Origin of the sequence: Pseudomonas brassicacearum (assembly GCF_003732175.1) — a bacterium.
In the GTDB taxonomy this organism is placed as follows: Bacteria; Pseudomonadota; Gammaproteobacteria; order Pseudomonadales; family Pseudomonadaceae; genus Aquipseudomonas; species Aquipseudomonas brassicacearum_G.
This window is the reverse complement of sequence record NZ_MOBI01000023.1, coordinates 148,085-160,544: the sequence shown is the minus strand read 5'-3', so window position 1 is coordinate 160,544 and position 12,460 is coordinate 148,085. Positions and strand designations below refer to the sequence as shown.

The 12,460-nt window shown below is 60.6% G+C and carries 9 protein-coding genes; all 9 read left to right on the top strand.

All coding sequences use genetic code 11. The annotated features are described in order from the left end of the window. Positions 1–138: 138 nt before the first annotated feature. The 9 genes from arcD (at position 139) to BK658_RS22515 (ending at position 12,419) form a co-directional block, all read left to right on the top strand. Positions 139–1,566, top strand: a complete 1,428-nt coding sequence (arcD, locus tag BK658_RS22560) for an arginine-ornithine antiporter (RefSeq protein WP_123584240.1) — start codon at positions 139–141, stop codon at positions 1,564–1,566. Between the two features lie 46 nt (positions 1,567–1,612). Further along, positions 1,613–2,869, top strand: coding sequence for an arginine deiminase (gene arcA, locus BK658_RS22555; RefSeq protein WP_123584239.1), 1,257 nt, complete (start codon positions 1,613–1,615; stop codon positions 2,867–2,869). 82 nt (positions 2,870–2,951) lie between these two features. Next, positions 2,952–3,962 carry an ornithine carbamoyltransferase gene (locus BK658_RS22550; RefSeq protein ID WP_123584238.1) on the top strand — a complete coding sequence of 337 codons (1,011 nt, stop codon included), beginning with the start codon at positions 2,952–2,954 and terminating at the stop codon, positions 3,960–3,962. 171 nt (positions 3,963–4,133) lie between these two features. Beyond that, on the top strand, positions 4,134–5,063 hold the full coding sequence (arcC, locus tag BK658_RS22540; protein WP_123584236.1) for a carbamate kinase: 930 nt from the start codon (positions 4,134–4,136) through the stop codon (positions 5,061–5,063). A 58-nt stretch (positions 5,064–5,121) separates the two neighbouring features. Beyond that, positions 5,122–5,481, top strand: a complete 360-nt coding sequence (locus BK658_RS22535) for a DUF5064 family protein (protein ID WP_123584235.1) — start codon at positions 5,122–5,124, stop codon at positions 5,479–5,481. Between the two features lie 203 nt (positions 5,482–5,684). Continuing rightward, positions 5,685–7,193 (top strand): sigma-54-dependent transcriptional regulator, encoded by a 1,509-nt coding sequence (locus BK658_RS22530; RefSeq protein WP_123584234.1) that lies wholly within the window; start codon positions 5,685–5,687, stop codon positions 7,191–7,193. A 434-nt stretch (positions 7,194–7,627) separates the two neighbouring features. Next, on the top strand, positions 7,628–8,011 hold the full coding sequence (gene gcvH / locus BK658_RS22525) for a glycine cleavage system protein GcvH (RefSeq protein WP_123584233.1): 384 nt from the start codon (positions 7,628–7,630) through the stop codon (positions 8,009–8,011). Between the two features lie 9 nt (positions 8,012–8,020). After that, positions 8,021–10,873 (top strand): aminomethyl-transferring glycine dehydrogenase, encoded by a 2,853-nt coding sequence (gene gcvP / locus BK658_RS22520; protein ID WP_123584232.1) that lies wholly within the window; start codon positions 8,021–8,023, stop codon positions 10,871–10,873. Between the two features lie 169 nt (positions 10,874–11,042). Further along, complete coding sequence (locus tag BK658_RS22515) at positions 11,043–12,419, top strand: L-serine ammonia-lyase (protein ID WP_123584231.1); 1,377 nt, start codon at positions 11,043–11,045, stop codon at positions 12,417–12,419. The last annotated feature ends 41 nt before the right edge of the window (positions 12,420–12,460 follow it).

Here is a 12,460-nt window from a genome sequence, read left to right as displayed (position 1 = left end):
GCACATACGCACTATTCAGGAAGTATTCACACATCACTCATTAACAATGGAATGTGGCCATCAACTGATCCAGATCAGCTGTCCTGTCAGCGAGCGGATTTAGAGTGTGGCCTCTCTTCTCCGGCAATGGAGTCATGCATGTCTGAATCTTCCGGAAAACTACGACTCGGCGCCTTAGTCGCCTTGGTAGTAGGTTCCATGATTGGGGGCGGGATATTCTCTTTACCGCAAAACATGGCCGCCAGTGCCGATGTCGGCGCAGTGCTGATTGGTTGGGCCATTACGGCCGTGGGCATGTTGACCCTGGCGTTCGTCTTCCAGACTCTCGCCAACCGCAAGCCTGACCTCGATGGCGGTGTCTACGCCTACGCCAAGGCCGGTTTCGGCGATTACATGGGTTTCTCGTCCGCCTGGGGTTACTGGATCAGCGCCTGGCTGGGTAACGTCGGCTACTTCGTTCTGCTGTTCAGCACCCTCGGTTATTTCTTCCCGATCTTCGGCGAAGGCAACACCGTGGCCGCAGTGATCGGCGCTTCGCTGCTGCTGTGGGCCGTGCATTTTCTGGTGCTGCGCGGGATCAAGGAAGCGGCGTTCATCAACCTGGTGACCACCGTCGCCAAAGTCGTGCCGCTGGTGCTGTTCGTCTTGATCGCAATCTTCGCCTTCAAACTCGACATATTCAGTGCCGACATCAGGGGTCTGAAAAACCCTGACCTGGGCAGCGTGATGAACCAGGTGCGCAACATGATGCTGGTCACCGTCTGGGTGTTCATCGGCATCGAAGGCGCGAGCATCTTCTCGGCCCGGGCGGAAAAGCGTTCGGACGTCGGTAAAGCCACTGTCATCGGTTTCATCACCGTGCTGTTGTTCCTGGTGCTGGTGAACGTGCTGTCGCTGGGCATCATGACTCAACCGGCGTTGGCCAAACTGCAAAACCCGTCGATGGCCGCCGTACTTGAACACGTCGTCGGTCACTGGGGCGCAGTGCTGATCAGCGTCGGCCTGGTCATCTCGTTGCTCGGTGCATTGTTGTCGTGGGTGTTGCTGTGTGCGGAGATCATGTTCGCCGCCGCCAAGGACCACACCATGCCGGCGTTCCTGCGTAAGGAAAACTCCAAACAGGTGCCGGTCAATGCTTTGTGGCTGACCAACGCGATGGTGCAGATTTTCCTGATCATCACCCTGTTCTCGGCCAGCACTTACCTGTCGCTGATCTACCTCGCCACTTCGATGATTCTGGTGCCTTACCTGTGGTCGGCGGCCTATGCCCTGCTGCTGGCGGTGCGCGGCGAGAGCTACGAAAACGCCCTGGCCGAACGCAAGAAAGACCTGATCATCGGTGCCATCGCGCTGATCTATGCGATCTGGCTGCTGTATGCAGGCGGCATCAAATACCTGCTGCTATCCGCCTTGCTCTACGCCCCCGGCGCGATCCTGTTCGCCAAGGCCAAGCGCGAATTGGGTAAACCGGTTTTCACCAACGTCGAGAAGCTGATTTTCACCGCGGTAGTCATTGGCGCCCTGGTGGCGGCCTACGGACTCTACGACGGCTTCCTGACCCTGTAGCACCCGCTTGTACCACTCGACTGTTTTGTTATCTGGAGGATCTGAAATGACCACGGAAAAAGTGAAGTACGGCGTACATTCCGAAGCCGGCAAACTGCGCAAAGTCATGGTGTGCTCCCCCGGCCTGGCCCACCAGCGGCTGACCCCGAACAACTGCGACGAACTGCTTTTCGATGACGTGCTGTGGGTGGCCCAGGCCAAGCGCGACCATTTCGACTTCGTCACCAAAATGCGTGAGCGCGATATCGACGTGCTGGAAATGCACAACCTGCTGACCGACATCGTCGCCAACCCCGAAGCGCTGGACTGGATTCTGGAACGCAAGATCACCGCCAACTCGGTGGGTGTCGGCCTGGTCCACGAAGTTAATTCCTGGTTGCGCAGCCTCGAGCCGCGCAAGATCGCCGAATTCCTGATTGGCGGCGTGTCGGCCGACGACCTGCCCAACAGCTTCGGTGGCAAGACCATCGAAATGTTCCGCGACTTCCTCGGTCACTCCAGCTTCATTCTGCCGCCGCTGCCGAACACCCAGTTCACCCGTGACACCACCTGCTGGATCTATGGCGGCGTCACGCTGAACCCGATGTATTGGCCAGCGCGCCGTCAGGAAACCCTGCTGGCCAGCGCCATCTACACATTCCATCCGGAGTTCACCAACGCCGACTTCCAGGTCTGGTACGGCGACCCGGATCAGGAGCACGGCAACGCCACGCTGGAAGGCGGCGATGTGATGCCTATCGGTAACGGCGTGGTGTTGATCGGCATGGGCGAACGCTCGTCCCGTCAGGCCATCGGGCAACTGGCGCTGAACCTGTTCAAGCACAAAGCGGTTGAGCGCGTGATCGTTGCCGGCCTGCCGAAATCCCGCGCGGCGATGCACCTGGACACCGTGTTCAGCTTCTGCGACCGCGACCTGGTGACGATCTTCCCGGAAGTGGTCAGCCAGATTGTGGCCTTCACCCTGCGCCCTGACGAAAGCAAACCGGGCGGCATCGATATCCGCCGCGAAGAGACCAGCTTCCTCGACACCGTGGCCGCCGCACTCAACCTCAAGGCCCTGCGCGTCGTCGAAACCGGCGGCAACAGCTTCGCCGCCGAACGCGAACAGTGGGACGACGGCAACAACGTGGTGGCCGTAGAACCTGGCGTGGTAATCGGCTACGACCGCAATACCTACACCAACACCTTGCTGCGCAAGGCCGGGGTCGAGGTCATCACCATCAGCGCCAGCGAACTCGGCCGTGGCCGTGGCGGCGGCCACTGCATGACCTGCCCGATCATCCGCGACCCAATCGACTATTAACTTTCAAACCACGGCCAGCGCTGCCCTCCACCCCACGGCATGCGCCGGCCTTGGGGATAACCGAAACCCAAGGAGATCCAAAATGGCTTTCAATATGCGCAACCGCAGCCTGCTCTCGCTGATGCACCACACCAATCGCGAGCTGCACTACTTGCTGGACCTGTCCCGCGACCTGAAACGCGCCAAGTACACCGGCACCGAACAGCCGCACCTCAAAGGCAAGAACATCGCGCTGATCTTTGAAAAAACCTCGACCCGCACCCGTTGCGCCTTCGAAGTCGCGGCCCATGACCAAGGTGCTCACGTCACCTACATCGACCCGATGTCGTCGCAGATCGGCCACAAGGAAAGCATGAAAGACACGGCCCGCGTTCTCGGGCGGATGTTCGATGCCATCGAGTACCGTGGCTTCGAACAGGAAATCGTCGAAGAGTTGGCCACGTTCGCAGGCGTGCCGGTGTTCAATGGCCTGACCGCTGAATTCCACCCAACGCAAATGATCGCCGACACCCTGACCATGCGCGAGCACAGCGACAAGCCGCTGCATGACATCAGCTACGCCTACCTCGGTGACGCCCGCTACAACATGGGCAATTCGCTGCTGATGATCGGCGCCAAACTTGGCATGGACGTGCGCATCGGCGCACCGAAAGCGCTGTGGCCCCATCAGGACTTCATCGATCAGTGCAAAGCCTTCGCCGAGGAAAGCGGTGCACGCATTACCATCACCGAAGACCCAGCCGAGGCGGTCAAGGGCGTGGACTTCATCCACACCGACATCTGGGTGTCGATGGGTGAACCGGTCGAAGCGTGGGACGAGCGTATCGAGCAACTGCTGCCGTACCAGGTCAACGCTAAAATGATGAAAGCCTCGGGCAATCCCCGGGTGAAATTCATGCATTGCCTGCCGGCGTTCCACAACAGCGAAACCAAGGTCGGCAAGGACATTGCAGCGCGTTATCCGAACCTGGCCAACGGCGTTGAGGTGACTGAAGACGTATTCGAATCGCCCGCCAACATCGCCTTCGAGCAAGCGGAAAACCGCATGCACACCATCAAGGCGATCCTGGTCTCGGCGCTGGCGGATATCTAACGACCAACACGGTTTCCCTGTCGGAACCGGCCTGAATGCAGATCGTTCCCACGCTCTGCGTGGGAATGCCGCCATGGACGCTCTGCGTCCACTGTGACGCAGAGCGTCACGAGATGCATTCCCACGGGGACCGTGGGAACGATCATCACTGACCTATAGAAGGATTGCATTATGCGTATCGTCATTGCACTGGGCGGTAACGCCCTGCTCCGCCGTGGTGAGCCCATGACCGCGGACAATCAACGCGGCAATATCCGCGTCGCCACGGAACAGATCGCCAAGATCCATCCTGGCAATCAACTGGTGATCGCTCACGGCAATGGCCCGCAAATCGGTCTGCTATCGTTGCAAGCGGCCGCCTACACCTCTGTCAGCCCTTATCCGCTGGACGTGCTGGGTGCTGAAACCGATGGCATGATCGGCTACATCATCGAACAGGAACTGGGCAATCTGCTGGACTTCGAAGTGCCCTTCGCGACTCTCCTGACCCAAGTCGAAGTCGACCCCAATGACCCGGCTTTCCAACACCCGAGCAAGCCCATCGGCCCGGTCTATTCCAAGGCCGAAGCAGAAAAACTCGCCGCCGAAAAAGGCTGGGCCATCGCCCCGGACGGCGACAAGTTCCGCCGCGTGGTGGCCAGCCCGAAACCCAAGCGCATTTTCGAAATCCGCCCGGTCAAGTGGCTGCTGGAAAAAGGCAGCATCGTGATCTGCGCAGGCGGTGGCGGCATCCCGACGATGTATGACGAACATCACACGCTCAAGGGCGTGGAAGCGGTGATCGACAAAGACCTGTGCTCGGCGCTGCTGGCCGAACAGCTGGAAAGTGACTTGCTGGTGATCGCCACCGACGTCAACGCCGCGTTTATCGACTTCGGCAAACCGACCCAGAAAGCCATCGCCCGGGCCCACCCGGACGACATCGAAAAACTCGATTTTGCCGCCGGCTCCATGGGGCCGAAGGTCCAGGCCGCCTGCGAGTTCGCCCGCAATACTGGCAAAGTCGCGGTGATCGGTTCACTCTCGGACATCGAAGCGATCGTCCAGGGCAAGGCCGGCACCCGAATCAGCACGGCTGAACCTGGTATCACTTACCTGTAAAACCAACCGAGGCAGGACTTGAACCTGCCCCGCTTCAACGCCTTTGAAGGAGATGTCCATGGCTACATTTGAGCCCGGTCACTTGCACATCGAGCGCCATGCACTGAACAAGGACGACTTCAGCTACAACCTGTGCATTGACTATGTGATTGCCACCGACCCCAAGGAAGGCAAAGGCATGCTCTTCACAGTGCATGGCTCGGTCGAGGGCAAGGACCTGAAGGAAGACTTCTTCCTGGCCAAAGACCAGGCCTTCGACTTTGCTCGACACGCCACGCGCATCGCACAGAAATACGGCATGCCCAAGGAAGCCAGCATCGCGTCGATGCACAAGGTGTACGACGAAATGTTTGAGGATGTGCGGGCGCAACTCGACGTTAAATCCGGTGATCCGGTGAAGCCCGAACATCTGGAATAACCCCACTCACCCTGTGGGAGCGAGCTTGCTCGCGATGACGGACTGACATTCACCATGGATGTCGACTGAAAGAGTGCTATCGCGAGCAAGCTCGCTCCCACATTGGGTCGGTGTTGACGTGAAGTCCTGTGCAGGATTTCACCTCCACCCCTCCTCCAAGGCATACTTGCCACCCTCCGCACTCCAGAACACTGAACCGTCCCATGCGTATCCACGTCAGCTTCATCGACCGCGTTGGCATAACCCAGGAAGTCCTGGCCTTGCTCGGTGGGCGCAATCTCAATCTGGATGCAGTGGAAATGGTGCCGCCGAACGTTTACATCGACGCGCCGACCCTCAGCCCACAAGTGCTCGAAGAGTTGCGCGATGCCCTGTTCAGCGTACGCGGCGTGCAGACGGTGACGGTGGTCGACATTCTTCCCGGACAACGTCAGCACCTGCAACTCGACGCGCTGCTGGCGGCGATGACCGACCCGGTGCTGGCCCTCGATAGCGCCGGCAACGTGTTGCTGGCCAACCCGGCACTGATCGCCTTGTACGGCCGTGAACCGGCCGGGGAAAGCGTCGCCGAGCTGTTCAGCGATCCGGCGCTGCTGGATACGTTGCTGGAAAACGGCTTCCGCCTGCCTTTGCGCGAGATCACCGTCAACGGCCAGACCTTGCTGCTGGACGCTACGCCCATCACCGATGCCGGCGCCCTGCTGACCTTGTATCAACCCAATCGCATCGGCGAACAGCTCTCGGCGTTGCACCACGATCACGCCGAAGGTTTCGATGCGTTGCTCGGTGAGTCCCCGGCGATACGCACTCTCAAGGCCCGCGCGCAACGGGTGGCGGCGCTCGATGCTCCGTTGCTGATCCAGGGTGAAACCGGCACCGGCAAAGAACTGGTGGCCCGTGCCTGCCATGCGATCAGCGCCCGACACAGCGCGCCGTTTCTGGCGTTGAACTGCGCAGCACTGCCGGAGAACCTCGCCGAAAGCGAGCTGTTCGGCTACGCCCCCGGTGCCTTCACCGGCGCTCAGCGTGGCGGCAAGCCAGGCCTGATGGAACTGGCCAACCAGGGCACGGTGTTCCTCGACGAGATCGGCGAAATGTCGCCGTACTTGCAGGCCAAACTGTTGCGTTTCCTCAACGATGGCAGCTTCCGTCGGGTCGGCGGCGATCGCGAGGTCAAGGTCAACGTGCGAATCCTCAGCGCCACCCACCGCAACCTGGAAAAAATGGTCAGCGAAGGCACGTTCCGTGAAGACCTGTTCTACCGCCTCAATGTACTCAACGTCGAAGTCCCGCCGCTGCGTGAACGCGGTCAGGACATCCTGTTGCTGGCGCGCTACTTCATGCAGCAGGCCTGCGCGCAGATCCAGCGCCCGGTCTGTCGTCTGGCGCCCGGCACTTACCCGGCCCTGCTCGGCAACCGCTGGCCGGGCAATGTGCGGCAATTGCAGAACGTGATCTTCCGCGCCGCGGCCATTTGCGAAAGCAGCCTGGTGGATATCGGCGACCTGGACATCGCCGGCACCTCGGTAGCGCGCGAAAGCGACGTGGATGTCGACAGCCTTGAGCAGGCCGTGGAAGCGTTCGAGAAAACCCTGCTGGAAAAGCTCTACGTCAACTACCCCTCGACCCGCCAACTGGCCAGCCGCCTGCAAACCTCCCACACCGCCATCGCCCATCGATTGCGCAAGTACGGCATTCCCGGCAAACCTTAAATGCCTCATCGCGAGCAGGCTCGCTCCCACAGTGATCGGTGTCGTACACAAAACTTGGGATCACAGGACATCTCCTGTGGGAGCGAGCCTGCTCGCGATGAGTCCCTGCGTAGCGCCACAAAACTCTGCCAATGCATCAAAAACGACCTTCATCTGTACTGAATGCGCTACAGCGGAACGATTTCGCTACACCTTCGATTAAACTGCGTTACGCAAGGCTTTGATCCCTCTAGGCTTTTTTCTTCGCCTCAAGCTGTAGCGATTTCGCTACAGCCATCTATCAACCACGCCCCGCATAAAACACCCAAATCATTGATTTATAACAATAAAAAAACATTGGCCACGTTTTTGCTTAGTAACCGCTCATAAATCAGGGCTTTTGCCCAAGCATTCAATCGCGTCCACCAGACGAATCTGGCCCCCTAGGAGTTTCCATGAGCGAGTTGCGTTTTACTGAAGATCACGAATGGCTGCGCACCGAAGCTGACGGCAGCGTTACGGTCGGCATCACCGCCTTCGCACAGAACGCCTTGGGCGACGTGGTTTTCGTACAACTGCCTGAGCTGCAGTCCTACGACAAAGGCGCTGAAGCTGCCACCGTAGAATCGGTAAAAGCCGCCAGCGGCGTGTACATGCCACTGGACGGTGAAGTGCTGGAAGTGAACCCGGCGCTGGACAGCAGCCCTGAGCTGGTCAACGAAGATCCGCTGGGTGAAGGCTGGTTCTTCCGCTTCACGCCAACCGACGCCTCGGCTGTCGGCCAACTGCTGGATCAAGACGCTTACGACCGTCTGATCAAAGACACCGCCGAAGCCTGAGGAGCCGCCATGACTCAAGTAAATCTAAGCACCGCCAACGAATTCATCGCGCGCCACATCGGCCCGCGTTCGGGCGATGAGCAAGCCATGCTCAACAGCCTCGGTTTTGATTCCCTGGAAGCCCTGAGCGCCAGCGTTATCCCCGACAGCATCAAAGGCACCAGCGTCCTCGGACTGGAAGACGGTTTGAGCGAAGCCGAGGCCCTGGCCTCGATCAAAGCCATTGCCGCCAAGAATCAACTGTTCAAGACCTACATCGGCCAGGGCTACTACAACTGCCATACGCCGTCGCCGATCCTGCGCAACCTGCTGGAAAACCCGGCCTGGTACACCGCCTACACCCCGTACCAGCCGGAAATTTCCCAGGGCCGCCTGGAAGCGCTGCTGAACTTCCAGACCCTGATCAGCGACCTGACCGGCCTGCCGATCGCCAACGCGTCCCTGCTCGACGAAGCCACCGCTGCTGCCGAAGCCATGACTTTCTGCAAACGCCTGAGCAAGAACAAAGGCAGCCATGCCTTCTTCGCCTCGATCCACTGCCACCCGCAAACCCTTGACGTGCTGCGCACCCGTGCCGAGCCGTTGGGTATCGACGTGGTGGTCGGCGACGAGCGCGAACTGACGGATGTCAGCGCGTTCTTCGGCGCTCTGCTGCAATACCCGGCGAGCAACGGCGACCTGTTCGACTACCGCGAACTGGCCGAGCGGTTCCACGCTGTTAATGCGCTGGTCGCAGTCGCTGCTGACCTGCTGGCCCTGACCGTGTTGACCCCGCCGGGCGAGTTCGGCGCCGACGTGGCCATCGGCAGTGCCCAACGTTTCGGCGTGCCGCTGGGCTTCGGTGGCCCGCACGCGGCTTACTTCTCCACCAAGGATGCGTTCAAGCGCGACATGCCGGGCCGTCTGGTCGGCGTCTCCGTGGACCGCTTCGGCAAGCCGGCCCTGCGCCTGGCCATGCAGACCCGCGAGCAACATATCCGCCGCGAGAAAGCCACCAGCAACATCTGCACCGCCCAGGTGCTGTTGGCCAACATCGCCAGCATGTACGCCGTGTATCACGGCCCTAAAGGTTTGAAGCAGATCGCCAACCGCATTCATCACCTGACCGCGATTCTCGCCAACGGCTTGAGCGCACTGGGTCTGAACGTTGAGCAAGCAAACTTCTTCGACACCCTGACGCTGACCACCGGCGCCCACACCGCGGCCCTGCACAACAAGGCCCGCGCCCAGCGCATCAACCTGCGTGTCATCGATGGCGAGCGTCTGGGTTTGTCCCTCGACGAAACCACCACCCAGGCCGACATCGAAACCCTGTGGAGCGTGCTGGCTGACGGCAAAACCCTGCCGGACTTCGCCGCGCTGGCCGCCTCGGTGCAAAGCCGCATCCCGGCTGAACTGGTGCGTCAATCGCCGATCCTCAGCCACCCGGTGTTCAACCGTTATCACTCGGAAACCGAGCTGATGCGTTACCTGCGCAAGCTCGCCGACAAGGACCTGGCGCTGGATCGCACCATGATCCCGCTGGGTTCGTGCACCATGAAACTCAACGCCGCCAGCGAAATGATCCCGGTGACCTGGGCCGAGTTCGGCGCCCTGCACCCGTTCGCTCCGCCTGCGCAAAGTGCCGGTTACCAGCAACTGACTGACGAACTGGAAGCGATGCTCTGCGCCGCCACCGGTTATGACGCGATCTCGCTGCAACCGAACGCCGGCTCTCAAGGTGAATACGCCGGCTTGCTGGCAATCCGTGCCTACCACCAGAGCCGTGGCGAAGAACGCCGCGACATCTGCCTGATTCCGTCGTCGGCCCACGGTACCAACCCGGCCACCGCCAACATGGCCGGCATGCGCGTAGTCGTCACCGCGTGCGATGCTCGCGGTAACGTCGACATCGAAGACCTGCGCGCCAAAGCCATCGAGCACCGCGAGCACCTCGCCGCGCTGATGATCACTTACCCGTCGACCCATGGTGTGTTCGAAGAAGGCATCCGCGAAATCTGCGGGATCATTCATGACAACGGCGGCCAGGTGTACATCGACGGCGCCAACATGAACGCCATGGTCGGCCTCTGCGCACCGGGCAAGTTCGGTGGCGACGTCTCGCACCTGAACCTGCACAAAACCTTCTGCATCCCGCACGGCGGTGGCGGCCCGGGCGTCGGCCCGATTGGCGTGAAATCGCACCTGACGCCGTTCCTGCCGGGGCACGCGGCCATGGAGCGCAAGGAAGGCGCGGTCTGCGCAGCACCGTTCGGCAGTGCGAGTATTCTGCCAATCACCTGGATGTACATCCGCATGATGGGTGGCGCAGGCCTCAAGCGGGCTTCGCAACTGGCGATCCTTAACGCCAACTACATTTCCCGTCGCCTCGAAGAACACTACCCAGTGCTCTACACCGGCAGCAACGGCCTGGTCGCCCACGAATGCATCCTCGACCTGCGCCCGTTGAAAGACAGCAGCGGCATCAGCGTCGATGACGTCGCCAAGCGCCTGATCGACTTCGGCTTCCACGCACCGACCATGTCGTTCCCGGTGGCCGGCACGTTGATGATCGAGCCGACCGAAAGCGAATCCAAAGAAGAGCTGGACCGCTTCTGCGACGCCATGATCCGCATCCGCGAAGAAATCCGCGCAGTGGAAAACGGCACCCTCGACAAGGACGACAACCCGCTGAAAAACGCGCCGCACACTGCTGCGGAAATCGTTGGCGAGTGGACGCACCCGTACAGCCGTGAGCAAGCGGTGTATCCAGTAGCCTCGTTGATCGAAGGCAAATACTGGCCACCGGTCGGTCGGGTCGACAACGTGTTCGGCGACCGCAACCTGATCTGCGCCTGCCCGTCGATCGAAAGCTACGCTTAAACCTGCACAACAATGATCGTTCCCACGCTCTGCGTGGGAATGTCTCTCGGGACGCTCTGCGTCCGCTTTGTGACGCAGAGCGTCACGGGCTGCATTCCCACGCGGAGCGTGGGAACGATCGAACCGTCATAACCTGCCGCCCCTCATAACAAGAAACCGGAGAACAACCATGTCGTTAAGCGTGTTCGACCTGTTCAAGATTGGCATCGGCCCCTCCAGCTCCCACACCGTTGGCCCGATGCGCGCCGCTGCGCGCTTCGTCGAAGGCCTGCGTCGTGAAAACCTGTTGGCGGCAACCACCTGCGTCAAAGTCGAGCTCTACGGCTCGCTCGGCGCCACTGGCAAAGGCCACGGCAGCGACAAAGCCGTGTTACTGGGTCTGGAAGGTGAACACCCGGACACCGTGAACACCGAGAACATCGCCGCCCGCCTGCTTGAGATTCGCAGCAGCGGTCGCTTGAACCTGCTCGGTGAGCACGTCATCGAATTCAACGAAAAACTCCACCTGGCGATGATTCGCAAGCCATTGGCCTATCACCCCAACGGCATGATCTTTCGCGCCTTCGATGCGGCCGGCATCCAGATCCGCAGCCGCGAGTATTACTCGGTCGGTGGCGGTTTTGTGGTCGACGAAGATGCGGCTGGCGCCGACCGCATCGTCGAGGATACGACGCCGCTGACCTTCCCGTTCAAAAGCGCCAAGGACCTGCTCGGCCATTGCGCCACTTACGGGCTGTCCATCAGTCAGGTGATGCTGACCAACGAAAGCGCCTGGCGCCCGGAAGCGGAAACCCGCGCCGGCCTGCTGAAAATCTGGCAAGTGATGCAGGACTGCGTGGCCGCGGGCTGCCGTAACGAAGGGATTCTGCCCGGGGGCTTGAAAGTCAAACGCCGCGCCGCCGCCCTTCATCGACAACTGTGCAAGAACCCGGAATCGTCGCTGCGCGATCCGTTGTCGGTGCTCGACTGGGTCAACCTGTATGCGCTGGCGGTCAACGAAGAAAACGCCAACGGCGGACGCGTGGTCACGGCGCCCACCAATGGTGCAGCCGGGATCGTCCCGGCGGTATTGCATTACTACATGCGCTTCATCCCCGGCGCCAGCGAAGACGGCGTGGTGCGATTCCTGCTCACCGCCGCCGCCATCGGCATTCTGTACAAGGAAAACGCTTCGATCTCCGGCGCCGAAGTCGGTTGCCAGGGCGAAGTCGGCGTGGCCTGCTCAATGGCTGCTGGCGCGCTCTGCGAAGTGCTCGGCGGCACGGTGCAGCAAGTGGAAAACGCCGCCGAAATCGGCATGGAACACAACCTCGGCCTGACCTGCGACCCGATTGGCGGACTGGTGCAAGTACCCTGCATCGAGCGCAACGCCATGGGCTCGGTCAAAGCCATCAATGCGGTGCGCATGGCCCTGCGCGGCGACGGTCAACACTTCGTCTCCCTCGACAAGGTCATCCGCACCATGCGCCAGACCGGCGCCGACATGAAAAGCAAATACAAGGAAACCGCCCGTGGCGGTTTGGCGGTCAACATTATCGAGTGCTGATGCGAACGCATCTGCATCAGTGCAATTTTCAGGAGCTGCAT

Bases quoted from the DNA above. Each gene is read 5' to 3' on its own strand.
- arcC (WP_123584236.1), top strand. From the start codon at position 4,134: ATGCGTATCGTCATTGCACTGGGCGGTAACGCCCTGCTCCGCCGTGGT.
- BK658_RS22535 (WP_123584235.1), top strand. From the start codon at position 5,122: ATGGCTACATTTGAGCCCGGTCACTTGCACATCGAGCGCCATGCACTG.
- arcA (WP_123584239.1), top strand. From the start codon at position 1,613: ATGACCACGGAAAAAGTGAAGTACGGCGTACATTCCGAAGCCGGCAAA.
- BK658_RS22515 (WP_123584231.1), top strand. From the start codon at position 11,043: ATGTCGTTAAGCGTGTTCGACCTGTTCAAGATTGGCATCGGCCCCTCC.
- gcvH (WP_123584233.1), top strand. From the start codon at position 7,628: ATGAGCGAGTTGCGTTTTACTGAAGATCACGAATGGCTGCGCACCGAA.
- arcD (WP_123584240.1), top strand. From the start codon at position 139: ATGTCTGAATCTTCCGGAAAACTACGACTCGGCGCCTTAGTCGCCTTG.
- BK658_RS22530 (WP_123584234.1), top strand. From the start codon at position 5,685: ATGCGTATCCACGTCAGCTTCATCGACCGCGTTGGCATAACCCAGGAA.
- BK658_RS22550 (WP_123584238.1), top strand. From the start codon at position 2,952: ATGGCTTTCAATATGCGCAACCGCAGCCTGCTCTCGCTGATGCACCAC.
- gcvP (WP_123584232.1), top strand. From the start codon at position 8,021: ATGACTCAAGTAAATCTAAGCACCGCCAACGAATTCATCGCGCGCCAC.